The organism is Nevskiales bacterium, from assembly GCA_035574475.1.
In the GTDB taxonomy this organism is placed as follows: domain Bacteria; phylum Pseudomonadota; class Gammaproteobacteria; order Nevskiales; family DATLYR01; genus DATLYR01.
Genome location: DATLYR010000122.1, coordinates 18,879 through 33,973, shown reverse-complemented (window position 1 = coordinate 33,973; position 15,095 = coordinate 18,879). Strand labels below are relative to the sequence as shown.

Here is a 15,095-nt window from a genome sequence, read left to right as displayed (position 1 = left end):
CGTCAGTCGGACTCGATCTTGTGCGTTTCCAGCGGGTAGCCGCGATCCTTGTAGAACTGGTAACGCTGCCGCCCCGCTTCGCGCCCGGCGGGGTCGACGATCTCCGCCACGCGTTCGAAGCGGCTGAAGAACAGCGGCACCTGGTCGGCGAGGTTGATCAGCACCTGGCTCAGCGTCGACGGCGGCTCGGTACAGCCGAGGATGACCGGCGCGGTGTCCTGCCAGTCGCGCACCTGGTCCAGCCGCTCGTGCGCCACGAAGCTGCCCTGGCGGAAGGTCCAGAGCAGATCGTCCAGCACATCGAGCGTGGCCTCATCGGGACAGTGAATGTAGGTACGCTGGCCATCGCCGCTGCCGGCCCGCAGGGCTTTCTCGGCGATGCGGCAGGCCAAGCCGAGCCGCCCGTTGCCCTCCGCGGTTTCGGACTGCAGCACGTAGAAACCGATCTTAGTCATGGCCGGTGCGGGCTGCGTGATCGAGCAGGAACTGCGCCAGCAGCGGCACCGGGCGCCCGGTGGCACCTTTGTTCGCACCGCTGCTGACCCAGGCGCTGCCGGCGATGTCCAGATGCGCCCAGCGCAGCTTGCGCGTGAAACGGTGCAGGAAGCAGGCGGCGGTAATGGCGCCGGCGTCGCGACCGCCGACGTTGGCCACGTCCGCGAACGGGCTCTTGAGCATCTCCTGGTAGTCTTCCCACAGCGGCAGTTCCCAGGCGCGGTCGCCGATGTCCTCGCCGGCAGCGAGCAGCTTGCGTGTCAGCGCCGGCGTGTTGCTGAACAGGCCACTGGCATGCGGACCCAACGCCACTACACAGGCACCCGTGAGTGTGGCCATGTCGATCACGAGTTCGGGTTCATAGTTGCGCTCGACATAGGTCAGCGCATCGCACAGGATCAGGCGACCCTCGGCGTCGGTGTTGAGCACCTCGATGGTGATACCAGCCATGGACTTGACGATGTCGCCGGGCTTGTTGGCGGCGCCGTCCGGCAGGTTCTCCGAGGCCGGCACCACGCCCACCAGATTGAGTGGCAGGGCCAGCTCGGCGGCGACCTGTATCACGGCGATCGTGGCCGCGCCGCCGCACATGTCGTACTTCATCTCGTCCATCTTGGCCGCGGGCTTGAGGCTGATGCCGCCGGCGTCGAAGGTCAGGCCCTTGCCGACCAGTGCCAGTGGTTTGTCACCTTTCTTGCCGCCGTGGTATTCCATGACGATCAGCTTGGGCGGCTGGCGGCTGCCCTTGGCGACCGACAGCAGCGCGCCCATCCCGAGTTTTTCCATCTCGGCCTGCTCCAGCACTTTGACCCGGATCTTGCCGTGGCGCTTGCCCAACTCGCGCGCCTGCTCGGCCAGATAGGCCGGCGTGCAGATGTTGCCGGGCAGATTGCCGAGATCCTTGGCCAAGTTCACTCCACGGCTGATCGCCACGGCTTCGCGCAGTCCCGCTTCACCCGCCGGCAGATCGCTGCGTCGCTCGACGTGAAGGGTCAGCCGCTCCAGGCGAGTGCGGGCACGCGCAGAGGAGTCGCCCTTACAGGCGTCGAAGCGGTAGAGACGCTCGGCGGTCGCGAGCAGGGCCTGGGCGACTTTCCGGCGCGGGTTGCGGCCCTTGACTTCGAGCTCGGTGAGAAAGCTTGCGGCATCGAGAGCGCCGGTCGACTGCAGTGCCCGGGCCGCGGCGCCATTGGCCTTACGGAAGGCGGCTTCGTCGAAATCGCGCTCGCGCCCGCAGCCCACCAGCAGGACACGATCGCACAGCAGGCCCGGCAGTCCGTGCAGCAGCAGTGTCTGGCCGAGGTCGCCGTCCATGTCGCCGCGCCGCATGACGCCAGCGATCGCGCCATCGCTGGCTTTGTCCAGGGCGCTGGCCGATGACGAGAGACGCCGCCGTGAGAAAATGCCGACCACGACGCAGGCTGCGCGCTGCTTTTCCGCATGACCGCTCTTGACAAAATACTCCATCGCTCGCTTCCTCGGGCCCAGGGGTTGGTGGAGAGGTTGCCGCCGCCCTCGGGTACGCCAGCGGCTTGAAAACATGGACGAACCGCCGCTGCACTCGGGTCAAAACCGGAAAAAACGCGTGCGTTTCGCAGGACGAGACTATTTTACGGATATGGTGAGAAAATACACCCCATGCGCCTGACCCTGATCGACCGCTACCTGCTGTCCGAGACCTTCAAGACCTGGCTGGCGGTCACGGTCGTGTTGGCGGCGATCATGCTCGGCAACACCTTTTCGCAGCTGCTGGCGCGCACCGCCAGCGGCGAGTTCGAGCGGGCACTGCTCCTGAGCCTGGTCGGCGCGACCAGTGCCAGTTACTTCAAGACGCTGATCCCCATCTCGCTGCTCCTGGCGATCCTGCTGTCGCTGGGCCGTCTGTACCGCGACAACGAGATGGCGGTCATCAACGCCTGCGGCATCGGCTTGGCGCGACTGTACCGGCCGTTCCTGCTGTTCGGCTTGGTGCTGGCGCTGCTGACCGCCTGGCTCAGCCTCACGCTGGAGCCCGCGGCCAAGCGCCGGGCCAGCCAGCTGCGCGCGGATGCGCGCTTCGCCACCAACCTGGCCGCGACCGGTTCCGGCCAGTTCCAGATCCTGGCCGGTGGTCGCGGTGCCGTGTGGGCGGAACACGTGTCCGCCGACCAGCGGGAGATGCGTAACGTGCTGGTCTGGTTCCGGGGTCGCGACGGCGTCAAGCTGATCCGCGCGGAGCAGGGTTTCCAGCGCCTGGACATGGCCACCAGCGAGGGCGACCTGCTGCTAGTGGAGGGCACGCGCTACGAAGGCAATGCCGGCGAGAGCGACTACCAGATCACACGCTTCCGCCAGCACGGCCTGCACCTGCCCGTGCCCCGGTCCGAATTCAACCTGAATCGCAATTCGACGCCGACCCCAGTCTTGCTGGCCTCGGACGCCGCGGCGGACAAGGCCGAGATCCAGCGGCGCGTCTCACTGCCGCTGATGGTCATCATCCTGGTGCTGCTGGCCGTTCCGCTGGCGCAGGTTTCGCCGCGTCAGGGCCGTTACGGTCGGCTGGTGGTCGGCATGCTGTGTTACCTGCTGTATTCCAACCTGCTCGCCGCGGCGGCAGTGTGGGTGGCGCAGGAGGAGCTGCCCGCGTCCATCGGCATCTGGTGGATCCATGCCCTGGCGCTGGGGCTCATCGCCTGGGTGTTCTGGCCCGGGCAGCTGTGGCCGTCTCTCCGGCGCCAGGCGCAGCGCGCATGAATCTGGTTCACCGCTATATCTTGACCTCGGTGGTCGGTGCGACGCTGATCGTGGCTCTGGCGATCGTGGCCACCTCGACCGTCCTGAGCCTGGTGGACGAGCTGGCCGAGGTGGGCAAGGGCAACTACGGCCTGTTGCTGGCGCTGCAGTTCGTGGTGCTGCAGTTGCCGCGAGGCGTTTACGAGCTGTTCCCGATCATCGTGCTGCTCGGCTCGGTGCTGGGCCTGGGTGCGCTGGCCAGCGGCAGCGAGCTGGTGGCGATGCGCGCAGCCGGCGTGTCGCTGATGCGGCTGGCGACTTCCATGCTGCGCGCAGGACTGTTGTTCGCGCTGCTGTGCGTGTTCATCAGTGAATGGCTGGCGCCCCGCGCCGAGGCGCTGGAGCACCGCCTGCGGGCGCTGCACAACATCGAGGGCGAATGGATCACGCTCGAGGGTGGCCTGTGGCTGCGCGACGGTGACAGCTTCATCCGGGTCGGCAAGGTGGTCAGCACGCAGCTGCTGGAGGACATCAGCCTGTATCGCTTCGGCCCGCAACGGGATCTGCAGATCGCCGTCGAGGCGGCCAACGCGCGTTATGCGGAGGGACGCTGGGAGCTGCTCGAGGTGCGCTACACCGAGTTCGGCGGCGAACGCCTGCATTCCTACCAGCTGCCGCGCATGGACTGGAACACCAATCTCAACCCGGCGCTGCTGCAGGTGTCCGTGCTGCCGCCGGAACGCCAGACGATGCGCACCCTGTACGAATACACACGCTACATGGAGCGGTACCGGCTGGACACCAGCCAGTACCAGATGGCGCTGTGGAACAAGGCAGCGGTGCCGATCATGGTACTGGTCATGGCGGTGCTGGCGATCCCCTTCGTGGTCGGGCCGTTGCGCAGCACCGGCGCCGGGCAGCGCATGTTCGTCGGCATGGTGGTCGGCGTGCTGTTCTTCCTGCTCAATGAGCTTACCCTGAGTACCGGCCTCGTGTACGGCCTGTCGCCGCTACTCTGCGCCTGGCTGCCGACCGCCGTACTGGCTGCGACCGCACTGGCCTGGCTGAGCTATCTCAATTGGCCTGCGCCGGTGTTGCGGGTGTTGCGCCCGCTGCGCGACTAAGGTTTCGGCAGCCTGAGCGTCTGTGTGCCGCTGAGCCGGTCGTGCAGCGCGTGGCCATCGATTGCGCAGCACAGCAGCCCGAGCAGACTGAGCCATGAGGGCACCGCGACCAGGAAGCGCAAGGCCGCGCGCGGCCAGCGCAGCGCGGCACCGTCGCGGGTGACCACGCGCAGGCGCCAGGCACGCATTCCCAGAGTCTGTCCGCCGTGGGTCCAGAACCAGCCGTAGAAGAGGAAGGCGACCAGCAGCAGATACAGCTGGAACCAGAGCGAACCCGCCGGTACGTGATCCTGTGGCATGAGCGGATCGACCAGGGCGGTGGCCAGGAAGAACAAGGCCAGCAGCAAGAGCAGGTCGTACAGCGCGGCGCCCAGGCGCGGCAGCAGGCCGGCGGGCGAGGCGGGCGGTGTGGTTTTCCCCATAAGTGCTCAGGCATTTTTTACCTATAGCTTGCAGCCAAACGTCAAAGAAAGCGAAGGTTCTGGTGGCGCGAGGCACTTCTATTTACCTAATAGTCTTCATATACCAACAGATTTGTACGAGTAAACTTCAGTAGACGCAGTTTATGGTCTGGTTTGTCCGGCATCACTTGCCGACAATGGTATTAAGGGTAACCGACGAGAACGGGTGAAAATCTGGAACGATGCTCTCTATCCGGCCATTTCGAAAGAAATGGTGCCCAGCGCCAGGCAGAAAGTTTGGATCCAATGGGTGCCTGCTATTTGGATTATGGAACACGGATACCCCCTCAACCCATGTTTCCCTGATTTGGCCGGGCACCACTTCGAAGGCGAACTGTCTTGGCATTGACGCATCGGGGTCGTGATCCTGGCAGGTCCCAATCCGGTGGAGCGTGACACGCGGTGAACCGAAGCCAGCAAGTTTGCCCATCCTGTTGAATTTGCTGATTGTCCCAGTCGCGGAAAAGAGCACTGCACTGACATTCTCGGCGTATGGCTGGAAGAAGTACCCAGATGGCACCTTCTTTTGCCCGTGCTTATGTGTATCGATCTTCATTGCTGAAATAAGCAGTTTTCCATCCTCTGAATAACTAAAGTCGTGGCGTACCCCGTATAGGTATTCAAAGAGAGCAGTGCCGCTCCAAGTCATGGCGAATGGCTCGTGGAAGTCAGCTATAGCGAATACCAACGGATGGCCTGCGACCTCGGGTCGCTCCCAATAGGCCTTCTTGAGTTTTGAAAACAATGGGCTGCCGTAGCGAATAGGCATCTCATGACTGAGGATTGCCCGCACCTCTTCCGGAGACTTCGTGGGACGTAACGTCATTGGATCGACTAGTGAAGGCTGCTCATCCGATGGATTACCACCCACTGTCACGGCCTCAAGAAAGAACCCTCCATTAGGGCCGCGGTGCGCAAAGAAGTCTGGGGATGGCTGTGGTCGCTCAACGAGCAGAAACTGCTCAACAAGCATTGCGTGCAGGTACAGTTCCCATATCCTGGCGTCAAAGCCCGTCGTCTGAAACTGCTGAACGAAATTACCGTCCACGTCGCGCCAGTGGTGCATTAGCTCCGACAGAAGTTCCCTAGCTGGCGAAAAATGCTCGGATTTGGCAGCTGCCCTGAACCCCGGGTGCATTTCCTCTTCACGCGCCACTGGTTCAAATAGATCGACACCACGCGGCCCAGCGTCGCCCTGCCAATAGGCTTCGTCCGAAAGCTTGGCATTTCGTTCCATGGCGGCGATCAACGCACTACGCGCACGCCCTGGGGTCGGGTAACACTCGGTACAGACATCTATGCAACGAAAGCGCCGGTTCTCGTCCCGCCCCAGTATGGCGAACATGTAATCTTGGTCCTCACGATGTTTCGTGACAACGCCAAGCACTCGTTCATGGTCATCGGCGAACCATTCCAGTTCCTCTGAAATCAGTATCAGAGTCGGATGGCGAGCGAACATGGCAAGTGCGCTGAATCGCTCCTGAGAAATCGATGTGATTGCCACTGCCTCGATCCGCGACCAGTCAGGGGAGGAACAGGCTCCGTTGGTCTGGCGCTATAAGCCGGTCGGAATACCGAATCTGTTGCGCAGATCGGCGGACCGTGCCATCTTCACTGACCACTTCGATGATCCTTTCCTGGATTAGCGTTTGCACCGCTTCTTTGTATATCTCTGCGGATGCTGGTGAGCCGTTGCAGGTGGCTGCAAATAGCTCACCAAACGTCAATCCCTCGTCATTCGCATAGATACAGGTGGGTATTTGCTCCTTTAACGCCTGCAGGCTGCGCCCGCGCGCGACATCATCAAACTCGAAGCCCAGCCCATGCTGTCCCCTGAATTTTGCGTCATGATCAGGGTCATATCCCACCATCTGGAACATGTCCAGACCCGCACCGCCGTAATGAATGAAGTAGTTCTGGTTGGCCCAATGTACTTCGGTCATCACGTCACGGGCCCGCGCATGCTGCGAGAGATGTAGTAGCCAGTAGTCGCCGTGCCCACGCTTGTTACGTATGAAGAATGGCGTGAAGTAGCGAGCGCCACAGCCTGTGACTAGGCCATGGTAGAGACCGCTCTGAATGAAGAGGCGCCAATCCGCTTCTGAGTTCTTGATCTCATCGATGCTTCGCCCTCTCAAGATTTCTGGAATGCCTATGTCGTCTAACAACTGCTTCGTCAGAGCGCCGTCGCTGGCATAGTTCAGGAACGAGTCGACTGCGAAGGTCAGTATGACCTCGGCGCGCGGCAGGCTGGAGAAGATACTGTGGATCAGCGGTCGTGGAACGTCCGAATACCCGTATTGATCAAGGATAAATATCGAGCGTCCGTTTCGCGGACTGCGCTCCCTGATGAAATTAATAATATCCTGCGCCTGATCCTGGAAACGCGCATGACGGAGATGAATATCGACGCCGATCCTGTTCCCGAACTGGTGATCCCGCAACACTTTGTCGAGATGCTTATGGGCGTGCCTGTCCTTCTCGATGAAGAAGTAACTGACATCGAGTTTTACGGGCTTGCGCCGCTCTAGATTGATGAGCGCTTCAGCCTCTCGTACTGCATCAAGGCAGATAAAGGGGCTGCCAAGCACCGGTTGCCGCGTATCGCTGTGTATATAGAGACCACCGCCAGCGAAGCCGTCAACCAAGGTTAGACGCAGGCTATCCTGATGCGGGTAGCTTACAAGGGTTGCGAAGTAGCGGGCGAGGTATGCACGAAGCACCTCGTGTTTCGCGATGCTATGTTGCTGGATCTCGTCCGGGCCATTCTTCCAACTGTATGGCCGGCGGGTCATACGTGCTTACGCGTCTGCCGATAACCTCGGCATTTCGTCCCAGGTGCGTCCGCGAAGCAGTCGTCCATTGGCCTTTTTCGATCGACGTTTACCATCGGCCCCCCATCCGCCCCATTGTTTGAAGAAGAACTGTACACCGTGAGCGCGGCATTGGCGCTTTATGTCCAGCACCCAGGTACGGTTCATGGGTCTTGCCTTAGGCCCCGATTCACCGCCCACGATGACCCAGTGAATATCAGTTAGATCAAGCTCCCCCACGTCTTCAAGGAGAGGTTCTACCGATAGAAATCTGATGCGTGCGGCCACCTGACGCAGGTAAGCGATACGAGGTACACCATGTTTTCTGTTTTCTACCGATACGCCAAGCCAGGCATTGGTCGGGACCGGCCTGTGCTTGAAATAGCTCGCCATGCGATCGGCTCGTTTGGTGAGTATCTGAAACGTATGACGTGGTGACCGGGCAATGACATCCATGACTTGGTCAATATAGGCGTCGGGGACGCCGGCATGGAATAAGTCGGACATTGAATTGACAAAGTAAACCGTCGGTCGCTTTCGCTTGAGCGGTTCCTCAAGGCGCTGTGCTAGCAGGGTGAGATTGAAGCCATTTTCATAGCCTGGTGTTTGCATCGCCTTCAGCCGCTTCGCCAAGGTCTCTGCATAGCAGTGCTTGCAGCCGGGCGAGACTTTGGTGCAACCGACGGTTGGGTTCCAGGTTGCTTCCGTCCATTCAATTCGGCTTGCCTGCGACATCAGACCTCCCATGCGGATTGTAGGTAGTGCCTCATAAATAATGATACCATACAACTGTATGGTATTAATGCAAGATCGACCACCGCTTTCAATCGCTCAGGAAAAGGTCTTGGACCTGATACAGCGGTTCATGGCACGTAACCAAATGCCCCCGACCAGAGCGGAGATTGCACATTTCAGAAAATGTAATCGCGCCACAGTACAGCAACATTTGCGCGCACTGGAGGCGAAGGGTTATCTGAAGCTGACCGGCGAATATAGGGGCATTCAGCTCATGCGCGATGTGACCCATGCGCCGTTTGAGGATCTGCTCCCCTTAGTTGGACGAGTCGCCGCAGGTCCGCCGCTATTGGCTACTACTGACATCGATGATTACTACCGCGTAGATACACGACTCTTCCGTCCCAAGGCGCAGTATCTGCGTCGCATCGTTGGTGACAGCATGAAGGACATGGGTATACAGGATGGCGACTGGGTAGGAGTGCGCGCGACTACCAGCGCCGACAACGGCCAGATTGTTGTGGCCAAATTATTTCCAGCGTCTGGTCCAGAGATCACAATAAAAGTGTTCCAGCAGAGCGGACCATTGGTGTCACTGGTTTCTCGGAATCCTGACAATGCGCCCATTGTCATTGACTTGCGACGGGAACAGTTTGAAATTGAAGGAATATATTGTGGCCATTTACACCCAGCTAAGCCTCGGTAAGCCGCCTGAGGTTGGTCGGAGTGAGGAATATGTGCCGTCCGTGATTTCGCTGCTAAACCAGCAAGAGCCAGAGTCGCGTGAGTCCATATGTCTAGGGGCAGGTTCAACATCAGGAGTTCGGGGTCTTGTCTGCGTCGGGTGTGCGTATAATCGCCGTGTGAAAAAGCCAAGACTAAAATCGAGCAAGCATCGAAGGGCCATGCGCAGCCAAGTCCATGACCATTCAGTGCTCGCGAAGGCCCGGCTCCTAGCGATGGCGCAGGAGATCGCGTCCAGCAGCGCGAAGGATTTCGACACGGAGAAGTGGCTCGCTAAATGGCTTAGGCGGCCGCAACCGGCGCTCGGTGGGAAAAGACCAATTGATCTGCTTGGAACACCCGCTGGTCTTGGTGCGGTCGCAAAAGTTCTCGGGGCAATCGAGAGTGGCTCATACTTGTAGATGCGGTCGTGGAAAAGCCAGCCCCCCGATCGTATGCGCACCAACCCGCACGCTCGTAATATCCAGATGAGAAAACTGCGCCGCATCAAGCGAGATGCTCGCCGTAGTACCAGGCGCCTGACGCTGGAGGCATTGATCCGTGGCTCCCCCAGGCCAATCCGCGCGCCGGGCTGGGACGAGATGCCACCAACCGGCAAAGAATGCCCGCAGTATGACGGTCCTTTGACCAGTCATCGCTCACCTCGATAGGTTAGTCGGTAGAGCACAGGCAGCACCAGAAGGGTCAGCAGTGTCGCCGAGATGATGCCACCGATGACCACGGTGGCCAACGGCCGTTGGACTTCCGCCCCGGTCCCTGTGTTGAGCGCCATGGGCAGGAAGCCCAGGCTGGCAACCAGCGCTACCATCAGGATCGGCCGCAGACGCAGGAGCGCACCCTCGATAATGGCATCGCCGAGCTTCCGGCCTTCCTCCAGTAGATGCCGGAAGGCAGACACCATCACCACGCCGGTAAGCACCGCAACACCCGACAGGGTGATGAAGCCTACGCCGGCGGAAATCGAAAGCGGAATATCGCGTAGCCACAAGGCCGCAACGCCTCCTGTCAACGCCAATGGCACCCCGCTGAAGACCAGCAGGGCATCCTTGGCCGAGCCGAAGGTCAGCATGAGCAGGCCGAAGATCATCACCAGCGTCACCGGTACCAGGAGTTGCAGACGACGTGCCGCCGACTGGAGTTGCTCGAAGGTGCCGCCGTAGTCTAGCCAGTAGCCGCTGGGCAGCTTGACGCCCGATTCCACTTTCCCCCGCACCTCGGTCACAAAGGTGCCTAGGTCGCGCCCGCGCACGTTGCTGCTCACCACCAGGCGCCGTTTGCCGTTTTCGCGGCTGATCTGGTTGGGGCCGGGCGCCAGGTTGAGTTTCGCTACCTCCGACAACGGCACGTAGCCACCACGCGGTAAGGGGATCGGCATCCGTTCCAGCATGTCCAGATCGTCGCGCCGGGCTTCCGGCAGACGTACCACGATCGCAAAGCGCTTATCGCCCTCGAACACCGCGCCCGCTTCTTCGCCGCCCAGGGCCGCGGCCAGGACGTCCTGCACCGTGGCGACGTTGAGCCCGAACCGGGCCATCGCGGCAAGGTTGGGTTCGATGGCGAGCACCGGCAGGCCCGCAACCTGCTCTACCTTGACGCCTTCTGCGCCCCGAATCCCATTGAGCACGGCGGCGATGCGGTTGCCGATCGCAAGAAGCTGCTCCAGGTCATCGCCATAGACCTTGATGCCCAGATCGGAGCGCACGCCGGAAATCAGCTCGTTAAAGCGTAGCTGAATGGGTTGGGAGATCTCGTAGGCATTGCCGGGCTGGGACTCCAGCACCTTTTCCAGCTCTTCCAGCAACTGTGACTTGGGCTTGGACGGGTCGGGCCATTCTTCGTGTGGCTTGAGCATGACGTAACCGTCGGCAATGTTGGGCGGCATGGGGTCGGTAGCCACCTCCGCCGTGCCCACGCGCGCAAACACGGTCTTGACCTCGGGCAGGGTGGCCACGGCCTTCTCCAGCCGCAGCTGCATGTCCACCGATTGCGTCAAGCTAGTGCCGGGGATGCGCAGGGCCTGTACCGCAATATCGCCCTCGTCCAGGCTGGGAATGAACTCGGCACCCATGCGCAGCGCCAAAACGCTAGCGCCAAGGACCAGCAGCACGGCCACGCCAAGGGTGATCCCGCCGTGGCGCAGGGCAAGGCCTAGCAGCGGTGCATAACGCCGCTTGGCCCAGGCCACCAGCCAGTTCTCTTTCTCAGTGATGTGTCCGCCCAGCAGCAAGGCTACCGCCGCCGGCACGAAGGTCAGCGACAGGATCAGTGCGCCGAGTAGCGCCACGACCACAGTGAAGGCCATGGGCCGGAACATTTTTCCCTCGACACCGGTCAGGGCGAAGATCGGCAGGTTGACCAGCACCACAACAAGCACGCTGATCAGACTCGGCGTGAACACCTCGCGGGTCGCGGCGAACACCGTGTGAAAGCGCTCCTCGGTGTCCAGCACGCGCCCGAGATGATGCTGGCGCTGGGCCAGCCGCAGGATGCAGTTCTCGACGATGATCACGGCTCCGTCCACGATCAGGCCGAAGTCCAGCGCGCCCAGCGACATCAGGTTGGCGCTGACCTTGTTCTCGACCATGCCGGTGATCAGGATCAGCATGGACAGCGGGATCACGAGCGCGGTTAGGACCGCGGCGCGGACATTGCCCAGCATCAGCAGCAGCACCGCCATCACCAGCAGCGCGCCCTCGAACAGATTGGTCTGCACGGTGGCGATGGTCTTGTTGACGAGCACGGTGCGGTCGTAAACCGGCTCCGCAGATACGCCCACGGGCAGTGTCTTGCTGATTTCGGCGAGTTTCGCGGCGATGGCCTGGGACACGGTTCGGCTGTTCTCGCCCACCAGCATCACTGCCGTGCCCAGCACAGTTTCCCGGCCGTCGCGGGTAGCGGCGCCCGTGCGCAGCTGCTTGCCCAATCCCACTTCGGCCACGTCGCGAACCGTGATCGGCAGGCCACTCCGGTTGGCGATGACCACGCTCCCGATGTCGGCGATCCTGCCCAGTTGACCCGGTACACGGATGAGATACTGCTCCCCACTTTTCTCGATGTAACCGGCGCCGACATTGGCGTTGTTCTGGTCCAGCGCCTTGACCACGTCCTCCATCGCCAGTCCATAGGCCAGGAGTCGCGCCGGGTCGGGCGTCACGTGAAACTGCTTCTCGTAGCCGCCGATGGAATTGACCTCGGTGACGCCGGGCACCTGGCGCAGCTGCGGGCGGATGATCCAGTCCTGGATCGTGCGCAGGGCGGTGGCGTCATACGCGGAGCCGTCCGGCTGTCGGGCATCGGCTTTGGCTTCAACCGTATACAGGTAGATTTCGCCCAGGCCGGTCGCGATCGGGCCCATCTGCGGCTCGATCCCGGCTGGCAGCTGGCTTTTGACTTGCTGCAGACGTTCATTAACCAGGTTGCGGGCGAAGTAGATGTCCGTGCCGTCCTCAAACACGACCGTGACCTGGGATAGGGCATAGCGCGACAGCGAGCGGGTGTATTCGAGACGTGGCAAGCCAGCCAGTGCGGTTTCCACCGGGAAGGTAATGCGCTGCTCGACCTCCAGCGGCGAATAGCCGTCGGCCTGGGTGTTGATCTGGACCTGGACGTTGGTGATGTCCGGGACGGCATCGATCGGCAGGCGCTGGTAGTTGTAGACGCCAAGCCCGGCGAGGACGGCGACCAGGAACAGCACCACCCAGCGGCGCTCGATGGACAAACGGATCAATGCATCAATCATGACTGTGCCTCAGTGCTCGTGATCCGCTTCGCCCTTGCCCAGCTCCGACTTGAGCACGAAGCTGTTGGCGGCGGCGTAGCGGCTGCCGGAGGCGAGCCCTTGGGTAATCTCGGTGAATTCGCCGTCGCTGCGCCCGGTTGAGACCGGCTGGAGGCGGAAACCTCGAGCCTCGGCCACAAACACCACGCTGCGGTTTTCAACCGTTTGCAGGGCGGTACTTTTGACCGCCACCGCCACCTCAGACTCGGCCAGGGTGACCTCGGCGGTGACATACAGCCCAGGCGCCCAGTGCCGCTCGGGATTGGCGATCAGCACACGTGCGGTCAAAGTCTGGCTTTCGGCTTGTCCGAGTGGTGCGACATAGACGATCTGGCCGTTGGCTTCGATGCCGCCGTCCACATTGCGCACGCGCACCGGCTGGCCCACGTGCACCTTGGCGAGATCACGCGGGAACAGCGACAGCTCGACCCAGACGCTGGACAGGTCTGTTACGACAAACAGCGGTCCTTCGCCGGTGTACTCGCCGGGGTTGGCGCGGCGCTCGGTGATCACACCGGACAGTGGCGAGACGACGGGGTAGGTGCGCAGGCTCTCGTTGGATTCCACCATGGCCAGGGTTTCGCCCTCGCGCACCGCATCACCCACCCGCCGCGCCACGCTGCGGATGATGCCGGGATAGCGCGCCGTCACGTCACGCACGCGCTCGGCATTCGGCCGGACCGTGCCGTAGAGTGTCAGGACTTCGCGGATCCTGGCGGGACCAGCCATCGCCATCTCGATACCTGCGGCGGTGGCCTGCCCGGCACTCAGCTTGATGAGTCCCTCGGACTCCTGGGGTTCTTCGCCCTCGTGTGCGTCATGTCCAGACTCGGCGTGAGAGGCTTCTGTCGGTTCTGCGTTGGTGGCCGTGGGCCCGGACGTATCGCAGGCGCCGAGGCTCAGGGTGAGACCCAGGAGAACAATCAGTTTGTAGTTTTTCATGGGTAATTTCCGTCAGTACGCGCCGGCGGCGAGTGGTTCGCCGGTCAGGCGCTCGATTTCGGCCTGGAGGGTCTGGGCGGTGGTGGCGGCTTCGATCAAGGCGCGCTGACTGTCGAGATAGGCGCGCTGGCCGTCCACCAGCTCGAGATAGCTGTAGCGCCCGCGGTCGTAGGCATACTCGGTCTGCTTGAGCGCTTCTTCCATTTGTGGCAGCACGTCTTGCTTGAGCGTGCCGGTTTCGTTGATGGCATGCGCCAGTTCCTGGTACAGCTCGTAGACTTGCGCCTGGGCCTTGACGAAAGCGGCCTCGCGTTCGGCATCGGTCTGCCCACGCAGTGCCTGCGCCTCGGCGATGGCAGGCGCCGCCTGGCGGCCGGCGAACAGCGGCACGGAGAATCCAACAACGAAGGCGGTATCACTGGTTTCCTGCAGGCGCCTTATGCCGCCAGTCAACGTGACATCCGGCCGGCGGCGGGCCTCGGCGAGGCGGATCTCGGCGTCACGCAGCCGCGCCTCGCTCGCGAAGCGGACGAAGTCGGGGTTCGCGGCCATGCGTGCGACCAGCTGCTCGTACGGGGTGGGCGCTGGCATGGCGTATAAGTCGGCCTCTACCGTGCCGAACCTCGCCTCCCGCTCTCCCCACATCGCGGCCAGCTTGCGGCGCGAGGCGAGCAGCTCGTGTTCGGCATGCCTCAGGTCGATCTCCGCGCGCGTCAGCGATGCGCGGGCGCGGTACAGCTCGACATCCGGTGACTTGGCGGCCTCGACGCGCCGTTGCACGGCGGCGACGGTGGTCCGGGTGAGTTCGGTGGCGCGTCGGGTCAGCGCGAGCTGTTCTTGATCCGAGGCCACGTGTACGAAGCGACGGGTCACTTCGGCCAGGACGTCGAGCTGCGCCGCCTGCTGCTCGACGCTCAGTGCCTCACGGCCAAGCTGGGAGGCGGCGATGCGGCGGCTGCGTTTACCGCCCAGTTCGATCACCTGGGATAGCGCGAACGTGGCTTCGGCGGTATCGAAGCCCTTCGTCTCGCCACTGCCCAGGGCGTTTTCGATCTCGGCCGACAATTCTGGGGGCGGCCGTAGTCCGGCCTGCTGGGTACGCGCGTCCTGGGCACGCAATGCAAAGGCAAAGACCTGCAGGTCGGGATTGCGCTGCAGCGTCAATTGCACCGCCTCGCGCAAGCTCAGCGGCGGTCCCGCCGGTGGCGCTTCGGCCCGGGCTGCGGTACAGACGAGCAGCCCCAAAAACAGAAAACTCGCGCACGCTGCGCGTGTATGAGCGAATAGCATG

Annotated in this window: 12 protein-coding genes; 3 read left to right on the top strand and 9 right to left on the bottom strand. The window is 62.2% G+C overall.

The genetic code is table 11. The features are described 5' to 3' along the window. Positions 1-2 precede the first annotated feature (2 nt). Together VNJ47_07290 and VNJ47_07285 are read right to left on the bottom strand one after the other, a co-directional pair. Complete coding sequence (locus VNJ47_07290) at positions 3-455, bottom strand: DNA polymerase III subunit chi (protein HXG28634.1); 453 nt, start codon at positions 453-455, stop codon at positions 3-5. After that, positions 448-1,962, bottom strand: a complete 1,515-nt coding sequence (locus tag VNJ47_07285) for a leucyl aminopeptidase (GenBank protein ID HXG28633.1) — start codon at positions 1,960-1,962, stop codon at positions 448-450. Before VNJ47_07285 ends, VNJ47_07290 begins: the two co-directional genes overlap by 8 nt. A gap of 171 nt (positions 1,963-2,133) precedes the next feature. Between VNJ47_07285 and lptF the strand changes: the two genes are divergently transcribed. Continuing rightward, complete coding sequence (lptF, locus tag VNJ47_07280) at positions 2,134-3,228, top strand: LPS export ABC transporter permease LptF (protein HXG28632.1); 1,095 nt, start codon at positions 2,134-2,136, stop codon at positions 3,226-3,228. After that, the gene (gene lptG, locus VNJ47_07275; protein ID HXG28631.1) at positions 3,225-4,331 is read left to right on the top strand and encodes an LPS export ABC transporter permease LptG; all 1,107 of its coding nucleotides are present in this window, start codon (positions 3,225-3,227) and stop codon (positions 4,329-4,331) included. The genes lptF and lptG overlap by 4 nt, the downstream gene beginning before the upstream one ends. On the opposite strand, the gene VNJ47_07270 is transcribed toward lptG, so the two are convergent. From VNJ47_07270 to VNJ47_07255, 4 genes are all read right to left on the bottom strand, one after another. Then, positions 4,328-4,753: an RDD family protein gene (locus VNJ47_07270; protein ID HXG28630.1), complete on the bottom strand. Its 426-nt coding sequence runs from the start codon at positions 4,751-4,753 to the stop codon at positions 4,328-4,330. The genes lptG and VNJ47_07270 overlap by 4 nt on opposite strands. Positions 4,754-4,916: 163 nt before the next feature. Next, a complete protein-coding gene (locus VNJ47_07265) occupies positions 4,917-6,296 on the bottom strand; it encodes a hypothetical protein (protein ID HXG28629.1) in 1,380 nt (459 codons plus the stop codon). A gap of 19 nt (positions 6,297-6,315) precedes the next feature. Next, on the bottom strand, positions 6,316-7,587 hold the full coding sequence (locus tag VNJ47_07260) for a three-Cys-motif partner protein TcmP (protein HXG28628.1): 1,272 nt from the start codon (positions 7,585-7,587) through the stop codon (positions 6,316-6,318). Between the two features lie 6 nt (positions 7,588-7,593). Then, positions 7,594-8,340 (bottom strand): phage Gp37/Gp68 family protein, encoded by a 747-nt coding sequence (locus tag VNJ47_07255; protein HXG28627.1) that lies wholly within the window; start codon positions 8,338-8,340, stop codon positions 7,594-7,596. Positions 8,341-8,380: 40 nt separating this feature from the next. On the opposite strand from VNJ47_07255, the gene lexA reads away from it, so the two are divergent. Further along, entirely contained in the window at positions 8,381-9,046 is a 666-nt protein-coding gene (lexA, locus tag VNJ47_07250) for a transcriptional repressor LexA (GenBank protein ID HXG28626.1), read from the top strand. 669 nt (positions 9,047-9,715) lie between these two features. Here lexA and VNJ47_07245 read toward each other — a convergent pair. Genes VNJ47_07245 through VNJ47_07235 form a run of 3 tightly spaced genes read right to left on the bottom strand, consistent with a single transcriptional unit; the run spans position 9,716 to position 15,094 of the window. Next, complete coding sequence (locus VNJ47_07245) at positions 9,716-12,823, bottom strand: CusA/CzcA family heavy metal efflux RND transporter (protein HXG28625.1); 3,108 nt, start codon at positions 12,821-12,823, stop codon at positions 9,716-9,718. A 9-nt stretch (positions 12,824-12,832) separates the two neighbouring features. Next, complete coding sequence (locus VNJ47_07240) at positions 12,833-13,804, bottom strand: efflux RND transporter periplasmic adaptor subunit (protein ID HXG28624.1); 972 nt, start codon at positions 13,802-13,804, stop codon at positions 12,833-12,835. Between the two features lie 12 nt (positions 13,805-13,816). Next, positions 13,817-15,094: a TolC family protein gene (locus tag VNJ47_07235; GenBank protein HXG28623.1), complete on the bottom strand. Its 1,278-nt coding sequence runs from the start codon at positions 15,092-15,094 to the stop codon at positions 13,817-13,819. Position 15,095 lies beyond the last annotated feature (1 nt).